This window comes from Methylobacterium sp. AMS5 (genome assembly GCF_001542815.1).
Taxonomy (GTDB): Bacteria; Pseudomonadota; Alphaproteobacteria; order Rhizobiales; family Beijerinckiaceae; genus Methylobacterium.
This window is the reverse complement of the sequence record NZ_CP006992.1, coordinates 4,385,529-4,403,442: the sequence shown is the minus strand read 5'-3', so window position 1 is coordinate 4,403,442 and position 17,914 is coordinate 4,385,529. Positions and strand designations below refer to the sequence as shown.

General features: G+C 69.9%; 17 protein-coding genes. 9 read left to right on the top strand and 8 right to left on the bottom strand.

Features of this window, described 5'->3' with window-relative positions; genetic code table 11:
- The first annotated feature begins 15 nt into the window (after nt 1-15).
- From fliF to flbD, 5 genes are all read left to right on the top strand, one after another.
- Nucleotides 16-1,638 carry a flagellar basal-body MS-ring/collar protein FliF gene (gene fliF, locus Y590_RS19740; RefSeq protein WP_060771338.1) on the top strand — a complete coding sequence of 541 codons (1,623 nt, stop codon included), beginning with the start codon at nt 16-18 and terminating at the stop codon, nt 1,636-1,638.
- Between the two features lie 43 nt (nt 1,639-1,681).
- Nucleotides 1,682-2,737 (top strand): flagellar motor switch protein FliG, encoded by a 1,056-nt coding sequence (fliG, locus tag Y590_RS19735; protein WP_012255236.1) that lies wholly within the window; start codon nt 1,682-1,684, stop codon nt 2,735-2,737.
- Nucleotides 2,734-3,360, top strand: a complete 627-nt coding sequence (locus Y590_RS19730) for a FliH/SctL family protein (RefSeq protein ID WP_060771337.1) — start codon at nt 2,734-2,736, stop codon at nt 3,358-3,360. Before fliG ends, Y590_RS19730 begins: the two co-directional genes overlap by 4 nt.
- Nucleotides 3,361-3,365: 5 nt before the next feature.
- The gene (fliN, locus tag Y590_RS19725; RefSeq protein WP_060771336.1) at nt 3,366-3,713 is read left to right on the top strand and encodes a flagellar motor switch protein FliN; all 348 of its coding nucleotides are present in this window, start codon (nt 3,366-3,368) and stop codon (nt 3,711-3,713) included.
- Between the two features lie 152 nt (nt 3,714-3,865).
- Nucleotides 3,866-5,242, top strand: coding sequence for a sigma-54-dependent transcriptional regulator FlbD (gene flbD, locus Y590_RS19720; protein WP_060771335.1), 1,377 nt, complete (start codon nt 3,866-3,868; stop codon nt 5,240-5,242).
- Between the two features lie 117 nt (nt 5,243-5,359).
- Here the strand turns inward: flbD and Y590_RS19715 are convergent, their stop codons facing one another.
- Together Y590_RS19715 and Y590_RS19710 are read right to left on the bottom strand one after the other, a co-directional pair.
- A complete protein-coding gene (locus Y590_RS19715) occupies nt 5,360-5,641 on the bottom strand; it encodes a hypothetical protein (protein ID WP_060771334.1) in 282 nt (93 codons plus the stop codon).
- 182 nt (nt 5,642-5,823) lie between these two features.
- The gene (locus Y590_RS19710; RefSeq protein ID WP_060772377.1) at nt 5,824-7,170 is read right to left on the bottom strand and encodes a KpsE/RkpR family capsule polysaccharide export protein; all 1,347 of its coding nucleotides are present in this window, start codon (nt 7,168-7,170) and stop codon (nt 5,824-5,826) included.
- 258 nt (nt 7,171-7,428) lie between these two features.
- On the opposite strand from Y590_RS19710, the gene Y590_RS19705 reads away from it, so the two are divergent.
- Together Y590_RS19705 and Y590_RS19700 are read left to right on the top strand one after the other, a co-directional pair.
- On the top strand, nt 7,429-7,896 hold the full coding sequence (locus tag Y590_RS19705; protein WP_060771333.1) for a (2Fe-2S) ferredoxin domain-containing protein: 468 nt from the start codon (nt 7,429-7,431) through the stop codon (nt 7,894-7,896).
- Nucleotides 7,889-9,052, top strand: coding sequence for a lysylphosphatidylglycerol synthase domain-containing protein (locus tag Y590_RS19700; RefSeq protein ID WP_060771332.1), 1,164 nt, complete (start codon nt 7,889-7,891; stop codon nt 9,050-9,052). Before Y590_RS19705 ends, Y590_RS19700 begins: the two co-directional genes overlap by 8 nt.
- A 64-nt stretch (nt 9,053-9,116) precedes the next feature.
- Here Y590_RS19700 and Y590_RS19695 read toward each other — a convergent pair whose 3' ends face one another.
- The 4 genes from Y590_RS19695 to Y590_RS19680 form a co-directional block, all read right to left on the bottom strand.
- Nucleotides 9,117-9,674 carry a biliverdin-producing heme oxygenase gene (locus Y590_RS19695; RefSeq protein ID WP_060771331.1) on the bottom strand — a complete coding sequence of 186 codons (558 nt, stop codon included), beginning with the start codon at nt 9,672-9,674 and terminating at the stop codon, nt 9,117-9,119.
- A gap of 7 nt (nt 9,675-9,681) precedes the next feature.
- Nucleotides 9,682-12,309 (bottom strand): histidine kinase dimerization/phosphoacceptor domain -containing protein, encoded by a 2,628-nt coding sequence (locus tag Y590_RS19690; RefSeq protein ID WP_060771330.1) that lies wholly within the window; start codon nt 12,307-12,309, stop codon nt 9,682-9,684.
- 223 nt (nt 12,310-12,532) lie between these two features.
- Nucleotides 12,533-13,915: a dihydrolipoyl dehydrogenase gene (locus tag Y590_RS19685; protein WP_060771329.1), complete on the bottom strand. Its 1,383-nt coding sequence runs from the start codon at nt 13,913-13,915 to the stop codon at nt 12,533-12,535.
- Between the two features lie 3 nt (nt 13,916-13,918).
- Complete coding sequence (locus Y590_RS19680) at nt 13,919-14,725, bottom strand: SDR family NAD(P)-dependent oxidoreductase (RefSeq protein ID WP_060771328.1); 807 nt, start codon at nt 14,723-14,725, stop codon at nt 13,919-13,921.
- 283 nt (nt 14,726-15,008) lie between these two features.
- Between Y590_RS19680 and Y590_RS19675 the strand changes: the two genes are divergently transcribed.
- Together Y590_RS19675 and Y590_RS19670 are read left to right on the top strand one after the other, a co-directional pair.
- Nucleotides 15,009-15,431, top strand: a complete 423-nt coding sequence (locus Y590_RS19675) for a VOC family protein (protein WP_060771327.1) — start codon at nt 15,009-15,011, stop codon at nt 15,429-15,431.
- 17 nt (nt 15,432-15,448) lie between these two features.
- Nucleotides 15,449-15,916, top strand: coding sequence for an SRPBCC family protein (locus Y590_RS19670; RefSeq protein ID WP_060771326.1), 468 nt, complete (start codon nt 15,449-15,451; stop codon nt 15,914-15,916).
- Nucleotides 15,917-15,958: 42 nt separating this feature from the next.
- On the opposite strand, the gene Y590_RS19665 is transcribed toward Y590_RS19670, so the two are convergent.
- Both Y590_RS19665 and Y590_RS19660 read right to left on the bottom strand, forming a co-directional pair.
- The gene (locus Y590_RS19665; RefSeq protein WP_286161781.1) at nt 15,959-17,395 is read right to left on the bottom strand and encodes an SCP2 sterol-binding domain-containing protein; all 1,437 of its coding nucleotides are present in this window, start codon (nt 17,393-17,395) and stop codon (nt 15,959-15,961) included.
- 11 nt (nt 17,396-17,406) lie between these two features.
- Nucleotides 17,407-17,886: a MarR family winged helix-turn-helix transcriptional regulator gene (locus Y590_RS19660; RefSeq protein ID WP_060771324.1), complete on the bottom strand. Its 480-nt coding sequence runs from the start codon at nt 17,884-17,886 to the stop codon at nt 17,407-17,409.
- Nucleotides 17,887-17,914: the final 28 nt, after the last annotated feature.

Genomic DNA, 17,914 nt, shown 5'->3' with positions numbered 1-17,914 from the left:
CAGGCGTGCCCGTCCGTGAAACCCATCCTCGATCTGGTGACGAAGCTCGGGCCCGCGCGCATCGCCGCGATGGCGGCCGTGACGCTGACGCTGATCGGCTTCTTCGCCTTCGTGATCCTGCGGGTCTCGCGGCCCGATATGGGCGTGCTGTTCTCCGACCTGTCGATGCAGGATTCCTCGGCCGTGATCCGCGAACTCGATGCGCGCGGCATCACCTACGAGACCAAGGGCGAGATGGGCCAGACCGTGCTCGCGCCCCGCGCCGACCTCGCCAAGCTGCGCATGGACTTCGCCGGCAAGGGCCTGCCGTCTCAAGGCGGCATCGGCTACGAGATTTTCGACAAGGGCGACGCCTTCTCCTCCACGAGCTTCGTCCAGAACGTGAACCACCTGCGGGCGATGGAGGGCGAACTCGCCCGCTCGATCCGCGCCATCGGCCGGGTCCAGGCGGCGCGCGTCCACCTCGTCATTCCCGAGCGCCGCCTGTTCGAGCGCGACCGCGAGGCACCCTCGGCCGCCATCGTCGTCAAGCTGATGGGCGACCTCGATGCGAGCCAGGTGCGCGCGATCCGGCATCTCGCCGCCTCCGCGGTCGAGGGCCTGAAGCCCGAGCGGGTCTCGATCGTCGACGAGCGCGGGCGGCTGCTCGCCGACGGCGCCCGCGGCGCGGAAGCCGACGGGGCGGGCGCCCTGGAGGAGCGGCAGGCCGGCATCGAGCGGCGGATGCGCTCGCAGATCGAGGAGATCGTGGCCGGCATCGTCGGCCAGGGCCGCGCCCGGGTGCAGGTCACCGCCGAACTCGACCTCAACCGGGTCGAGAGCCGCTCGGAGAGCTTCGACCCCGAGAGCCGCGTCGTCCGCTCCACCCAGACCCGTTCCGAGAATTCCTTGACCGGCGGGGCGGAGGGGCAGGTCAGCGTCGGCAACGAGTTGCCGGGCGCCAACCCGAATCAGCCCCAGCCGCAGCAGAAGGATTCCTCGCAGAAGAACGAGGAGGTCACGAACTACGAGATCTCCCGCGTCACCAAGGTCGAGACCCTGGAGGGCGGCCGCCTCAAGCGGCTGTCGGTGGCGGTGCTGGTCGATGGCGTCTACGCACCCGGCGCCGACGGCAAGCCCGCCTACCAGCCGCGCTCCGATGCCGAGATCGCGCGCATCAGCGCGCTGGTGCGCACGGCGGTCGGCTACGACAAGGCCCGCGGCGATCAGGTCGAGGTGGTCAACCTGCGTTTTGCCGAGACCCCCACCGCCCCGGAATTTTCCGAGCCCGGCCTGATCCAGTCGTTCCTGAGCCCGACCAAGGAGGAGGTGATGCGCCTCGTCGAGCTCACGGTGCTGAGCCTGCTCACCCTGGTCGTGCTGATGGCGGTGGTGCGTCCGCTCCTGCGCCGCGTGCTCGAATCCGAGGCGCCGGTGGCGCTCGCCGGACCGGCCGGAGCGCTCGCGCTGGCCGGGGCGGCGGGCGGCGAGGGACCGGTCGAGATCGCGGTACGCGAGAACACCACCAACAAGTTCCTCGAGTCGGCCAAGATCAACGGCCAGATCCAGGCCGAGACGGTCGAGCGCGTGGTCGACATGGTGCGGGCGAGCCCGACCGAGACGGTCGAGGTGCTGCGCAACTGGATCCACGATTCCTGATGGACGCTGACACCACGCAGAACCGGAAGAGAGGAGGGAATTCGTGTCCGCGGGCGTAAACTTCAACGCTGCCATGGAGAGCCTCGATGCGTCGAAGGCGTTCGCCGAGATGCCGGGCCCGCAGCGCGCCGCCGCCCTCCTGCTGCTGCTCGGCGAGGAGGAGGGTGCGCCGATCTGGCAGCGCCTCGACGAGGACGAGATCAAGCTCGTCAGCCATGCCATGGTGCAGCTCGGCTCGCTGGAAGCCGCCACCGTCGAGCGGCTGATCGTCGATTTCGTCTCGCGGCTGTCCTCGGGCGGCGGCATCACCTCGAACTTCGAGCGCACCGAGTCGCTCCTGCTCAAGATCTTCCCGCCCGAGCAGGTCTCCTCGATCATGGCGGAGATCAAGGGTGCCTCCGGAAAGCGCGTCTGGGCGAGCCTGACCCAGATCGACCCCGAGATCCTCGCGAACTTCCTGCGCAACGAGTACCCGCAGACCGTGGCCGTCGTGCTGTCGAAGGTGCGGGCCGACTACGCCGCCAAGGTGCTGACTATCCTGCCCGAGGAGTTCGCCATCGACGTGCTCAACCGGATGCTGCGCATGGAGACCGTCCAGAAGGAGGCCCTGCGCCACATCGAGGAGACGCTGCGCACCGAGTTCGTCTCGACCATCGCCCAGACCACGCGGCGCGACGCGCACGAACTCATGGCCGAGGTCTTCAACGCCTTCGACCGGCAGACCGAGACCCGCTTCCTCGCGGCGATCGACCAGGCCAACCGCGGCTCGGCCAAGAAGATCCGCCAGCTCATGTTCACCTTCGAGGATCTCCTGAAGCTCGATCCGGGCTCGGTCCAGACCCTGATGCGCAAGGTCGACAACGACACCCTGTGCCGCGCGCTCAAGGGCGCCGACGAGCGGGTGCGCGCCTTCTTCATGCGCCAGATGTCGACCCGCGCGGCCAAGAACCTCACCGACGAGATGGGCTCGATGGGGCCGATCCGCCTCAAGGAGGTCGATGAGGCGCAGGCCAAGATGACGGAACTGGCCAAGGAGCTGGCCGAGAAGGGCGAGATCATGATCGCCAAGAACGGCGGCGAGGAGGAGTTGGTCTATTGAGCACGCGCGCCTCCCGCCCCTTCCTGTTCGACACCGATTTCGGCCGCCCGCGCGGCCCCTCCTCCACCGACGCGGAAGCCCTGGCCCGCGCCGAGGCCGAGCGGGCCGCCATCGAGGCGGCGGCCTATGCCCGCGGCCTTCAGGACGGCCGGGCCGAGGCCGCCCTGCAGGAACAGGCCCGGCTCGCCGACGCGCTGACACGGGTCGGGCTCGCAGCAGCCGGCCTTCTCAACCAATCCGATGCCCGCGACGGCGAGCGCGAGGCGCAGGCTCTGGCCTTCGCGGCGGCGCTGGCCCGCCGGATCGCCGGGGACGCCCTCGATGCGCGGCCGCTGGCGACGGTGGAGGAGGCGGCCCGCTCGGCGCTGCGGCACCTGCGCGGCGTGCCCCACCTCGTGCTGCGGGTGAACGAGGGGCTCGTCGATGACGCGGAGACGCTGATGCGGCGTCTGTCGCGCGAGAACGGCTTCGAGGGGCGCCTCGTGGTGCTGGGCGAGCCCGACATGGCGCCGGGCGATGCCCGGCTCGAATGGGCCGACGGCGGCGTCGTGCGCGAGCGCGCCCGCATCGAGGCCGCGGTCGAGGCCGCCCTTTCCCCCAATTTCGCCAGCGCAGAGGCCTGAGCCCGATGTCGAGCGACGATTTCAGCCTGCCCCAGCTCAACGAGGGCGACCTGCCCTACGACGAGGGCGCCCCCGGTTCCGTCCGCGACGCGCCGACGAGCCCGAAGAATGCGGCGGACCTCGAACAGGTCTTCGACGTGCCGGTGGTGGTCTCGGCGGTGCTGGGCTCCTCGCGCATGCCGATCGGCGACCTCCTGCGGCTCGGCCCCGGCGCCGTGCTCGAACTCGACCGCAAGGTCGGCGAGGCCATCGACATCTTCGTCAACAACCGCCTCGTCGCCCGCGGCGAGGTCGTTCTGGTCGAGGAGCGCCTCGGCGTCACCATGACCGAGATCATCAAGAACGATCACTGACCCTTTGGTGTGTCGATCCCGGCCGCGGGTCGGGATCGACACGTCCGGCGGACGGCCGCCGCCCCGCCTTCGCGGGGGCCGGCCTGCGATGAGCGATCATCGCAGGCCGGGACGGCCATCCGAACCGGATGAATTTTCGGAGACACCACGCCATGCGGCTGCTCATCGTCGGACGGCTCTCGAGCGAACTCGTCACCGCCTCGAAGATCGCCATGAACCGGGGCGCCTCGGTCACCCACGCCGACGGGATCGACCAAGGGCTCGCGACCCTGCGCGCCAAGGGCGGCGACCTCGTCATGGTCGATGTCGGCCTCGACATCCGCCGGCTGGTGCAGGCTTTGTCCGACGAGCGCATCCGCACGCCGGTGGTGGCCTGCGGCATCGCCTCCGACGCCCGCGCCGCGGTGGCGGCGATCCAGGCGGGCGCCAAGGAGTACATCCCCCTCCCCCCCGATCCCGAATTGATCGCGGCGGTCCTGGAGGCCGTGGCGGCGGACGCCCGCAGTTTCATCTGGCGCGATCCCTCGATGGAGCGCGTGGTGCGGCTCGCCGAGCAGGTCGCCCGCTCGGAAGCCTCCGTGCTCATCACCGGCGAGAGCGGCACCGGCAAGGAGGTGCTGGCCCGCCACGTCCACGCCAAGTCGAACCGGGCGGGCCGCCCCTTCGTCTCGGTCAACTGCGCGGCGATCCCCGAGGCCCTGCTCGAATCCGAGCTGTTCGGCCACGAGAAGGGCGCCTTCACCGGCGCGGTCGCCCGGCGCATCGGCCGGTTCGAGGAGGCCAATGGCGGCACGCTGCTCCTCGACGAGATCTCCGAGATGGATGTGCGGCTGCAATCCAAGCTGCTGCGCGCGCTGCAGGAGCGGGTGATCGACCGGGTCGGGGGTGCGGCCCCCGTCAAGGTCGATATCCGCGTGCTCGCCACCTCCAACCGCAACCTCGCCGACGAGGTGAAGAAGGGCACGTTCCGCGAGGATCTGTACTACCGCCTCAACGTCGTGCATCTGCGCCTGCCCGCCTTGCGCGAGCGGCTGGCCGATATTCTCGAACTGACCGCCCATTTCGCCCGCAAATACGCGGAGCTGAACGGGCTGCCGCTGCGTCCGCTGGCCCGCGAGGCGCAGGCTCTGGTCGCCCGCAACCCCTGGCCCGGCAACGTGCGCGAGTTGGAGAACACGATCCACCGCGCGGTGCTCCTGGCGCAGGGGGCCGAGATCGGTCCGGAGGCGATCCTGAGCCCGGAGGGCGAGTCGCTCGCAGCACCGACGGCGGCGGCCTCCGGCCCGGTCGAGCGGGCGGCAAGCGCGGCGGAGGCGGCCACCCGCGGGCTCGTCGGACGCACCGTGGCGGATGTCGAGCGCGACCTGATCCTCGACACCCTCGACCATTGCCTCGGCAACCGCACCCACGCGGCGCGCATCCTCGGCATCTCGATCCGAACCTTACGCAACAAGCTCAACGAGTATGTCGAGGCCGGCGTGAAGGTGGCCGAGCCCGGCGGCGTGCGGGCCATGGCGGCCTATGGCTGAACGTCTCTTACGATACCCCCGCGGCATCGTAACGGCGGGAACGCCGCGGATCGGGGATCGGACGTGTTGTGGGGGCTTTGCGACGAGGTCCGCGCGGTTGATGCGAACGGCCCCTCACTACTTTTTGCTGAACTGCGCCTCGTACTCGGCGTTCTGCGCCGCGCGCGCCTGCTCGATCTTGCGCAGGGTGAGGAAGCGGACGATGTCGAACTCGACGTCGCGGATCGTCTCTTCGATCAAGTGGCGCTGGAGCAGGATGCGGGGATCGTCGCCGGCGAGGCCCTCGCGGTCCTGGAGCCGCTGCACCGCCTGCCGGACCACGGCGTAGACCTGATCGCGCTCCTCCCGACTCATGGACGGACTGACGGCGCGCGCGATGAGATCGGTGAAATCCGCCATGGAAGCCGTTCGATGAAAGCCGTTTGCCGGCCGCCGCTTAGAGTGCCTCACGAAACTCCCGCTGCGCCGCCGTGCCCAGAACGGAGACGATCGGTGATCGGGAGTTTCGTCAGAGACACTTAGAGCGCACTCCGACGAAGCGGAAGCCGGTCCGTCGAAAGAATGCGTGTCAAAACAAGGATCTAGAGCCGGTTGTCGTTGACCGCTGCGGTCACGAGCGAGACCGAACTCCACAGGGCGGTGAAGCAGAACAGGGCCGCGAACAGGGCGTAGAACGGGGCCGGGTATTCCGAATAGGTCGGCAGCAGGGGCGGTACGAAGGTCGCCAGATAGATCTGCTGCTTGGCCGCCGCGACCCGGGCACGGTCGAGGATCATCTGCATCGAGGCGTTGAGCTTCTCCGCCACCGTCTGCTCGACCATCAGGCCCTCGTATTCGAGCAGGGCCTGGGTGAGGTTGTGCTCGGAATTCGAGACGATGCCGTCGGTGGTGAGGCGGCCCTGGAGATCCTTGATCTGCCCGTCCAGCGCGCCGAGGGTGGCCACGAGCACTTGGATGCCGCGGCTCTTCTCGTCGAGCTTGGAGTCGCGCAGCACGCGCAGGTCGTTCTCCGCCTTGATCTTGTCCTTGCGCAGGAGCTCGATCGTGGTCACGGCCGCCTCGGCCGACTTGACCGGGTCGATGATGCCCCAGCGGTTGCGGAACTCCTGCATTGCGACCCGCGCCTGTTTGAGCCGCTCGAACGACTGCTCGACCTCCTTCTTCGCGTTGACGATCATGTCGCTCTGGGCGCGGCGGGAGATGCTGTTGATCAAGGTCTCGGAGCGGGCGATCACCTCCTCCGAGATCGCGACCGCGTCCTCGGGCTTGAAGGCGCGCACCTTCAGGTGGATCACGCCGGAAATCGCATCGATGTGCGGGATCACCTGCCGGCGCCAGTACCGCACCAGCTTCTCGATCGGCTGACCCGCGCCGTAGCCGGCCCAGAAATCGATCCCGTCCTGAGAGAACATCCGTTCGAGGCCGAGCTTGGCATCGACGGCCTCCACCATCGGCCGGCTGCCGATGTAGTCGCGCAGGATGAAGCTGTCCTGGCTGTTGTGCTTCTGGATCAGGTCGCTGTGCAGGCCGAGTTCGGCGCTGGCCATCGGCTCGACGTTGCCGCGCACGGCGAACTGCGACACGACGATGTATTGCGGACTGGCGATCACGAAGACGTAGAGGCCGACCAGCGCGGTCGGCGCCAGCGCGAACAGGCAGTAGCTGCGGAACAGCCGCTTGGCCATCCGCTCGGGCGGACGCGCCTGCTGCGGCCGCAGGCCGGGCAGCCGGGTCCATTCGAGGCCGCGGCGTGCCCGCTCGACCAGCGCCCGGCCGGGGAAGCGGCCCTTGCCCGGGGAGAGCGGCTCGATCGTCTCGGCGTTGCGCCGCAGATCCGGCACGGAGCGCCGGGCAAGATCCATGAGCGACTGGACGCTCGGGCTCGGCCGGACCCGCGTCGCCTGCTTGACCTCGTCGTCGGAACTCATCGAATGGGGGTCCTCACGGATCCGCGGCCGGAGCACACCCGCGCGAGGGGCCTCGCGCCCGGCCATGCGCGATACGCTCGGACCAGACGCTTCGGCAAGCTCGGGGCAGCATCCTGTCTGGTGGTTCAGGTCACGTTCTTTTCGGCCCTTTTTAAGGCGCGGCGATCCGCCGGGATTGCGCCCCGGGCCGGGGGGCTGCGATACCGCCCCCCGAAACGGAGTGCGGCCCGAAGCGAGCAGGGCCGGACGGGGGGACATGTGGGACGGCGGCAGGATCCGGGCGGGGCGGCCCGAGAAGACCGGGTTGAATCGGACCGGGTCGAGACGACCAAGGTGAGGACGGCCAAGGCGGGCTTCTCGGACCTCGTGCTGGTCTGCCGCAAATGCGCCAAGCGCCAGGGCGTGGACCGCAAGCAGCTCGGCCGTGCCGTCAAGCGGGCGTTCCGGCAGGGCGCGCGCGACGACGGCGCGAGCAGGGGCGCCGGCAAGGTCCGGGTGCTGGAGACGGGCTGTCTCGGGCCCTGCCCCAAGCGGATGCTGACACTGGCCACACCGGAATCCCTGGCGCGCCGCCGCGTCATCCTCGTCGATCCGGCGCTCGATGCAATCGGCCCCGCGGCACTCACCCTCGCCACCGTGGTGCCGCCGCCGGCCGCACCCGTCGTGGTGTTCGAAATGTCCGAGGCGAGCCCGGCAGCCCCCACCGATGGAGCCGGCAATGGTTGAGGCCCCCGCCCGCCGTGGGGACGGGCGCGAACATTCCTCCTCGGACCGGCCTGCCGAAAGGCCGCTGCCGGAGCGTCTCCTGCGCGGGCTGCTGCGCCGGTTGCCGCTCCTCGGCACCCTGGTCGGGCTGGGGCTGGGCGTCTGGCTCGTCGCCACCAACGATATTGCGGCGATCGGTGCGGCCTTCGGGCGGATCGGTCCGGCGGGACTGGCCGCCATCGTGGGGGTGCGGGCCGTCATCGTGTTGCTGTGCGGGCTCGCCTGGGCGCGGGTGCTGCGCGGCATCCCGCCGTCGGGACGTCACGCTCATCCCGCGAAGGCCGCCACCGAGCCCACTGTCGAGACCGGCGCCTTCGTGATCCTGCGCTTCGTGCGGGAGGGCGTGAACGTGCTCCTGCCGGTCGCCTCGGTGGGCGGCGAGGTGGTGGGCGGGCGCCTGCTGACCTTCTGGGGCGTCGCGGGCAGCCTCGCGGCCGCCTCGCTGCTGGCCGACATGCTGATCCAGGTCGCGACACAGGTGGCCTTCACCGGGCTCGGCGCCGGCCTGCTCTGGCGGCTGCCGGGGGAGGCCGCCGCCGTGCTCGCGTGGTGGACGACGCAGGCCGCCGCGGTGGCGGTGGTGGCGGTGGCCGCCTTCTTCGCCCTGCAGACGCTGGGTGCGGCCCGGGGGCTGGAACGGCGCCTCGCCGCCCTCGGGCGCCGCTTCCTGCGCTCGGCGGCCCCGGAGGGGGCGAAACCGGAGGCAAGCGCGGCGGGCATCCTCTCGGTGCAGGAGGCCCTCGATGCGGTCTGGGCCCGCGACCGCCGCGGGCCCATCGCTCAATCGGTCGCCCTGCACGCCGTGGCCTGGGGGCTCGGCGCGGCCGAGATTTGGATCGTGCTCGCCTGCATCGGGGTCGAGGTGAGCCTGACCGAGGTGCTGGTGCTGGAATCGCTCTCGCAGGCGATCAAGTCGGCGGCCTTCGCCGTCCCGAGCGGGCTCGGCGTGCAGGAGGGCGGCTTCGTCGTGGTGGGCGCCCTGTTCGGGCTCGATGCGGGCACCGCCATCGCCCTGTCGCTCGCCAAGCGCGTGCCCGACGTGGCGCTGGGCCTGCCCTCGCTGATCGTCTGGCAGACCCTGGAAGCCAAGCGGGCGCAGGTGCTGCCGCCGCGGTGAATACCGGGTTTCGAAAGGACAAGTCCTTTCGCGGGTCCGGGGCAGAGCCCTGGAAGGGGGCGATTCAGCCCTCGCTCATCGTCAGCCACCCGCGCATCGCCTCGAACGTCGCGATGCCGGCGGCGAAGGCGGCGGCGGCCTCCGCCTCCGGCAACCCGTCCAGCCGCTCGCGGAAAGCCCGCCAGAGCGGGCCGGTCGCGCGGCCGCGGCCGGTATAATAGGCCAACGGCACGCCCTCCCCGTGCAGGCGGGCGACGTGGCGGCCGATGACGGCGCCCCCCAGCGTCGAGCCCTCCAGCACGTAGAGCGCCCCCAAAGCCGCGCCCACCCCGTCGAGACGGGGCGCATCGGGCGCCGGCACGGTGTCGGGCGCCGCGCGATCGAGGGCGCGCAGATCCGCATCGACGGCCGGGAGCCGGCGGCGCGGATCGAAGAAGGCTGCGTCCGCGAGCGCGGCCGCGATCGCCGGCTCGTAGGCGGCGTGGAAGCCGCGCAGACGAATCAGCAGAGCCCGGTAGCCGGGCAGCGTCGCCACGCGCGCCTCCCAATCGAGGTCGCGCTCCAGCGCCTCGTGCGCCCCTTGCGTGGCGTCCCGCAGGCGGGCGTGCAGGCTGTCGATCAAGCGAGGCTCAGGCGTGAACGGTGAAGCAGGCGCCGTCGGCGTTCTCGACGTCGAGGCGGGCGCCGATCTGGTCGAGCATGGCCCGGATCAGCTTCATGCCCAGGCCCGTGCCCCGCGCCTTGGCGTTCTCCCAGCCCGGCGGCATGCCCTCGCCGTCGTCGCAGATCCTGAGCCGCACGCCCTCGCCCTCGCCGCCCGCGACGGAGACGCTGATCCGCGCGCCCTTGTCGGGCTTGCCGGCATACTTGAACGCGTTGGTGACGAGTTCGGTGGTGATCAGCGAGAGCGCCACCGCGTGCCGATAGGGCACCATCAGGCCGGGCTCGGCGGTCAGCTCGACGCTGTGCTCGTCGCCGGCCATGCCGGCGAGGTCGCTGCACAGGGCCTGGATGGTCTGGCCGAGATCGACCTGCTCCATGCTCTCGCCCTGGTAGAGGCTGTCGTGCACGCGCGCGACGCTCATCACCCGGGCCGAGGTCTCGGAGAAGGCTTGGCGCGCCTCCGGATCGGCAATCTGCCGCCGCTGCATGTGCAGGAAGGCCGTCACGATCTGCAGCGAGTTCTTCACCCGGTGGTCGATCTCGCGGGTGAGCAGATCCTTCTGCTCCAGCAGGCGCTCCTTGTCGGCCAGCAGCTCCGTCAGTTCGTCGATCTTGCGGCGCTGGCGCAGCACCACGCCGTCCACGGCGTCGGCGAGCTGCGCGGCGAGCGCCACCTTCCACGTCGCCCACGGCGTGGAATGGCCGCGCCGCTCCTCGATCCAGCGCTCGAACGAGCGCCGCGGCAGCACCGCCACCGGGCCGCTGCCGGGCAGGACCGGCTTGCGGGGGTCGCCGCCCCAGGTCACGGTGCTCGGCACCTCGGGCTTGAACCACAGCAGCAGGTGCTGGCGCGAGGTGCCGACGAAGGCCGCGAGCAGGCCGCTGGCGATCTCGGTGAAGGCGGCGGCCGGCGCGTGGTGCAGCGTCAGCGTGTCGGTGACGAAGGTGGTCTCGCCGGCCGGCAGGCTCTCCCGCAGCCAGTCGGCCAGCGCGCGCATCGCGGCCTCGGGCGGCGTCGTGCCCACAAGGCAGACGGCCGCGTCCGAAACGATGCCCGCGCCCGTCGCCCCGAACAGGTCGAGCAGGGTCGGGGTGCCCTGGGTCAGGGAGGCGACGAAGTCGTCGGACCGGGTGAGCCCGCGCACCAGCCGGCCCTGCACGTCGAGATGGCGCTGGCGCTCGCTCCACAGCGCCTTGCCCTCGATCTCCTGCACCCGCATGGCGAAGGCATCGGTGAGCACGGTCGCCGCCGCGCGGGTCTCCGGCGCGACGTAGTGCGGCCGGCGGTGATGGCCGATCATCAGCCCCCAGAGCCGGTTCTCGACCATGATCGAGATCGACATCGAACCGTCGACGCCGAGGTTGCGCTGATATTCAAGGTGGATCGGCGAGAGGGTGCGGTTCTGGGCGAAGGTGAGGTCGATCGGCGCGTTGCCCGCGGCCCGGTCGGCCATCAGCGGCACGGGCACGCAGTCGCGGTCGATCACGAAGCGGCTCTTGGCCTTGGTGTAGAGCGCGCGTGCCTGGGCCGGGATGTCGGAGGCGGGAAAGCGCAGGCCGATCAGCGGCCGCTGCCAGTCCGGCACCATGTCCTCGGCGATGGCCTCGCCGTTCCACTCCGCGTCGAACCGGTAGACCAGCACCGATTCGAAGCCGGTCATGGCCCGGATCTCGAGCGCGGCGATCTGGGCCGCCTCGGTCAGGGTCTCGGCGGCGCGCAGCCGCATCATGGCGAGTTCGGCGTCGAGCGGGCTCGCGGCGAGGAAGTCCTCGGGCCGGTCCGGCGCCAGCTCCAGCTCGACGATCACCCGGCCGAGATGGGCGTGCGCCACGAGGTGGAAGCGCTCGTCCCGCGGCGGAAGCGTGAGCGTGCGGCGCAGGAGCCGCCCGTCGGTCAGGGTGTGGGCCGCGAGCCCGTCGCGGATCGCGGAGACGATCGCGCCGGGCAGCACCGCCTCGAGCGCGAGGCCGCTGGGCGGAAACAGTTCGGGCGCCAGCACGTCGGCGGCGTTGGCGCTGAAGGCCAGGATCTCGAGGGTCGCCGCGTCGGCGGCGAACATGACCGCGTTCGGCTGGATCGAGCCGGGGATGTGGATCGGCTCGCGCTCGCACAGGCTCGGATCGACCGGTTCGGCCCGGCTGCGCTGGGCGATCGCGGCCAGCACCGCCTCGCGCGACGGCCCGGCGGCGATCTGCTCCAGCGGCGTGATCGTCAGCCACGTGCCCCCGTTCGCGCCGGCCTGCAGGCCGATGCGCGCCCGCAGCGGGGCCGGGATGCGGCCGAACACGAACTCGAAGGCCTGGGCGGCCACGCCCCGGCGCTGGCCGCTGAGGAAGCGGCCGTAGAAGCTCGGCACGTTGGTGCTCGGCACGATCTCGCGGAAGAAGTTGCGCCCGATCATCGCCGCGGGCGGCAGGCCGCACAGCGCTCCCGCAGCCCGGTTGCTGGCGAGCACGATCCCGACGGCGTCGAGGGCGAGAATGCCCACGCCGACTTCATCCCGCTGCTCGGCGGTCAAGGCATCGAGATCGACCGGAAGGTCGACCGGACCACCGTTCGGCCCCACGGCGTGCATCTGCGACGGATCGACCATTACGGCAGCCGGTATGCCTGCCGCGTCCCGGTTAGGCAATGCCGGGTGTGCCTTCGGCACGTGTTTCGGTCTCCCCGAAAGTCGAACCAAGTGTCTGAGAAGCCCTATCTTTGTCTGATAACATACAGTCCTCCGCGACAGAGTGCGTAGCCGGAAGCGACAGCTGCAAAGCGACGACACTGCGTCCCCGCGAAGGCAGGACGATAGCCCGGGCGCGAAATGGTTACTTCAGGTGGTCGACGAGATCCGAGAGCGCCGTGTCGAGGCCCTCTTCCAAAGTGGGATGGTAGAAGGGGCGGTCGCGCAGACGCCGCACGTCCAGCCCGTCCTGCACCGCATAGGCCAGGAGATGACCGAGATGCTCCGCCTCCGGGCCGATCAGCTCGGCGGCGGCGAGGCGCCCGTCGGCCTCTGCGTAGAGGCGGACGCCGCCCTGGGCCCGATCCATCACCCGTGCCCGGCCCTGGTCGCAGAAATCGGCGCGTCCGATGCGGTGATCCGCTTGCGGGTCGAAGCCGCCGCCGATCACGGCGATCTGCGGATCGCTGAACACCATGGTGAGCGCGACCCAGCGCTCCGGCCGCTCGGCCCCCTCGCCGCGTGCGAGCCGCGCGGCATTGCGCCCGGCGATGCGGCCCTGACGGCTCGCCTCGTGCAGAACCGGGCGGTCGGCATTGGCATCGCCCGCGATCAGGATCGGCGCGCCCTCACAAAGCAGCGAGCGGGGATCGTGGACCGGGCCACCCTTGTCGTTCAGGGTCACGCCGGTGTGCTCCAGGCCGATTCCCGAAACGTTCGGCGGACGGCCCGCGGCGGCGAGCACCCGATCGAACGTCTTTTCGCCCTTGTCCCCATCTCCGCTCCAGCCGAGGCGCGCGCCCTCGCCCTCGGTCGCACCGCTCTCGACCTTCGCGCCGAGATGCAGATCGAAGGCCTGCGAGAAGATCTCGCGGGCGGCCCGCTTCAGATCGGGATCGCCCAAGCCCCCGAGGCTGTCGCCGGGGTCGAACACGCTGGTCGCCACACCGAGACGGGCCATGGCCTGCGCGAGTTCCAGCCCGACCGGGCCGGCACCGAGCACGGCGAGCGAGGCCGGCAGATCCTCGATCTCGAACACGGTGTCGGTGGTGAGAACCCGGTGGCCCAGCCCCTTCAGCGGTTCGGGCACGCTCGGGCTGGAGCCCGTCGCCAGCACCGCCGCCTTGAAGCGCAGGCGGGTGTGGTCGCCGATGCGCAAGGCATCCGGCCCCTCGAACACCGCCCGGCCCGTCAGGCGCGTCTCCTGCGGCAGCCCGTCGAGGCCCTTGAACACGGAGGCGACGAAGTCGTCGCGCAGGCTCCGTATTCGCGCCAGCACCGCCGGCCCGTCCACCCGCACGTCGCCGACCCGGACACCGAGCCGATGCGCCTTGCGGGCCTCGTGCGCCGCCTCGGCCGCGGTGATCAGCAGCTTCGAGGGCATGCAGCCGACCCGGGCGCAGGTGGTGCCGCCGGGGCCCTGCTCGATCAGAACGGCGCGGACACCCGCATCGAGGGCGGCGCGGTGGGCGGCGATACCGGCGGTGCCGGCCCCGATCACCGCGACGTCGCAGGAGAGTTCCCGCATCGCTCAGGACGCCATGGTGAGGACGGCGCCGCCATCGACGCGCAGGTTCTCGCCCGTGATGAAGCTCGCCTGCTCCGAGCACAGGAAGGCCACCGCCGACGCGACCTCCTCGACCCGGCCGCGGCGCTTGACCACGATGCCGGGACGCTTTTCCTCCAGGAAGCTCTCGACCGCCTCGTCGAAGGAGACGCCGAGTTCCCCGGCGCGCTTCTCCATCATCGCGTCGGTCATCGGCGTGGCCACGAAGGCGGGCGCCACCGAGTTCACCAGCACCCCATCCGGCCCGTAGGCCTTGGAGAGGCCCTTGGTCAGGTTCATCAGGCCGGCCTTGGCGGCGCAGTAGGGCAGTTCTTCGACATAGGGCTGCACCGCGTCCTCGGAGGTGAAGAAGACGATCCGACCCCATTTCTGGGTCCGCATCCCGGGGATGAAGGCGCGCGCCATCCGGACCGCCGCCATCAGGTCAGCCTGGATCGTCGACATCCAGCCCTCGTCGTCGATCTCCAGGAAGTCGCCGGTGGCGCCGGTGACGCCGGCGGCGTTGACGAGGATGGTGGGTGTCTCGCCGAAGGCCTGCTCGGCGAAGTCGCGCAGCTTGCGTGCCCCCGCATCCGACGAGAGGTCGGCTTGGCACGCCTTCACCGGACCGAGCGCCGCGAGCCGCGCGGCCGCCTCCCCCAGCTCCTTCTCCTTCAGGTCGGAGAGGACGACTTTGACGCCTTCGCGCAGCAGATACTCCGCGCTCGCGTAACCCATGCCGGAATCGCCGCCGGTGATCACCGCGACGCGACCGCTGATGCCGAGATCCATGAATCGATCCTCTTCCTTGGCGGCGTCCGGTTCGACCGTGCGCCCTCGGCGCGGCGACCATTTGCTAAAACCGCGGGCCAACGGGGGGCGTCGGGGATCGTTCCAATCCGGCCCAGGACTGCGGCGATCCGACCGTTCGCGCGAAGGGACGAAACGAGGCCGGGGCCGCGCCTGACACCGCAGTGGCGTTGGGAAGCGGCATTCCAAAAAGTCTTTGCGCGGACCGGCGACGCACGGCACCTTCCGCGTCCCGACGTCCGAGAGGCGAACAGGGAAAGCGACGATGAGCGAGACCGACACGACGTCACCGGCCGTGCCCCCGAAGGGCGGCGTGGTCGCCTATCTCACGCTCGACGGTGCCCTGCGGGCGGCCGAGTTCTACCGGAACGCCTTCGGCGCCGCGATCGTCGCCTCCATACCGCCGAACGAGAAGGGGCGGACCATGCACGTCCACCTCGTCATCAACGGGACTTCGGTGATGCTCTCCGATGCCTTTCCCGAATACGGCCACGCGCTCCAGACGCCGCAATCGTTCAGCCTGCTCCTGCCGGTCGAGGACATCGCCGCATGGTGGAACCGGGCGGTCGCGGCAGGCGCCGAGGTGGTGATGCCCTACCAGGAAATGTTCTGGGGCGACGTCTACGGACAGCTCCGCGACCCGTTCGGCGTGATCTGGGCGATGAACCAAGCCAAGCCCCCCGCCTGAGGGATGGAGGACACAGCATGAGCGACGCCGACGATCCCCGCGACCTCGTCCTCACCCGCCTGATTCCGGCACCCCGCCGGGCGCTCTGGCGCGCCTGGACCGAGCCGGAACTGGTGAAGCGCTGGTTCGCCCCGAAACCCTACACGACGCCGGTCGTCGAACTGGACCTGCGGCCGGGTGGGTCGAGTCTCATCGTGATGCGCAGTCCCGACGGGCAGGATCTGCCCAACCGGGGCGTCTATCTGGAAGTGGTGCCGGACACGCGCCTCGTCGTCACCGACGCCTATCGCTCGGCCTGGGTGCCGTCCGAGAAACCGTTCCTGACGGTGATCCTCACCTTCGCGGATGAAGCCGGCGGCACCCGCTACACGGCACGCGCCCGCCACTGGACGCTGGAGGACCGCCAGACGCACGAGGCGATGGGGTTCGAACACGGTTGGGGGATCTGCGCGGACCAGCTCACCGAGGTGGTGAAGGGAATGTGAGACAGGGCCGACCTCCTCCCCGGGTCGCTCTCATCGGACGCCTCACGCGAAACACTTTCCGAAGGCGAGGAGAAGGCGGGGCGGCCCCTTCAGCCTGAGCTTCCGCGTCAGCAGCAAGCCGAGCAGGCCCCGCTCCTTGCGAACGAACTGGAGCCAGGCGCGGCTGTCGGCTCGCACCGTGAGGGCCGGGTTTCCTTTCAGTCCCTCCGTGATCGTCAGAGTGCGGGCGCGAATTGTGATCGTGGCCTCGCGCGGCTCGTCGCCCGTGAAGCGAAAATGATATGTCGCGTCGAGGCCGATCGAGGCGTTGCGCTGAAAGCTCAAGCGCATCCCGAAGAGCAGCCCATCGATATCTTTGACGAGGAGGCCGTTCGCGACGCGCCGCACCGTCTTGGCGGGATAGCGCCTGCGGACATGGCTCTCCGCGTCCGAGCCCGGTGTGACGTAGACCGGCTCGGCCTTGGCCTGCAGCGGCTTGACGATGGAGCGCACGAAGCCGGCCTTGTCGGCGAGATAGGGGCCAATCACATCGTCGCCTGCGGGACAGGCCGCGATGCAGTAGGCGGCCTTGTAGTTGGCTCCGAACGACAGGCTTTGCCACATCGAGGCTTGCTCGGAGATATCGACCTTGCGACGCAGAGCCTTTGCGGAGCCGGCCTTTGCCACCGTTTCCACCCAATCCGAGAACCCACCCAGGAACTCGCGGTAGTTGTGGGTGAAGCAGGCGGAAAAGTTGAAATACCCGTCAGGTTCGATCGCTCCGACCGGGCAGGCCGCGACGCAGAGCTTGCACGAGAGGCACGGATTGTATGCGATCGGCCTCGTCTCCTCGGTAATGGCGGCAGCGACGAGGATCGTGGCCAGGTTGATGAAGCTGCCGAACTCGGGGTGGATCACACTGCGGTGGAGGCCGATCTGGCCGAGACCGGCGGCAACCGCGACCGGCTTATGCGAGACGACCCAAATCCGGCCTGGAAACTGATCCATCTCCATGGGAAATCCCGCGCTGGGATGGAGAGCCGGCACGCCGCGCGCCTCCAGTGCTCCCGCAATTCGACGAGCGACCGCATTGATCTCGTGGTAGTTGCGGTGGAACTCGAGATTGCCGACCGAGCGCGCAGGCGCGCGCACAGCTTCCCGATGCAGGCGCGTCACGAGGCTGATAAGGGTTTGGGTTCGGGGAAAGGCCCGCAAGACATGCGGCCGTTCCTCGGCGATCTCGGGTCGATCGAGGGCGACGAAGCCGACATCGTCCGCGCCTGCGTCGAGGCAGAGCTTTCTCAGCCATGCGGCCTCCAGCGGTACCGGCGCCGCCGCGACCGCAGATTCGCGTTCACGAGCCCTGGCAATCGAGGGATGAAGCGGACGCCCCGGCTCGGACGCGTCTCTCGGAGGATCCTGCCTTGCTGCCATATCGCTCTCCAACTTCCTGCATATACAGACGATTGCGCGGAGAAAATCCGCCGGAGAATTGGCCACCAGGTGGGCCGTCAGCGATCGAAATTCGAGACTGTGAGCTCAAGCAGGGCGTTGAGGGCGAGCGTCGCCTCGCGCCCGAGTTTCGCTTCGAGCAGTGTCTGAGCCTTCCGCCACTCCGCCGTGGCCGCTTCCAGGCGCGCCTGCCCTGCCGTCGTCAGGCACAGAGTCCGGATGCGGTGGTCGCTTGGGTCGCGCCCACTTGCGACGAGGCCGTTCGTTTCGAGAGGTTTGACCGTGCGATTGAGTGTGGTGGCATCCATGCCGACGCGCTCGGCGAGGAGGCCGATCGACGGATCGGCTCCATGCTGAAGGCGCCAGCCGTAGATCTGCGCGAGCAGACCGAATTGCGTGATTGTCAGACCAACTGCGGTCAGCGCCTCGTCGTAGATCGCCGTCACACACCGCGTCGTGCGACGGAGCCTGAGGCAGGTGCAGGCGGCGACCTCGCGGATGTCGATCCCGCCCACCAGCACATCCTCGCGCGGCGTCATATGTGTCTATCCGTGTTAGCTATAAATC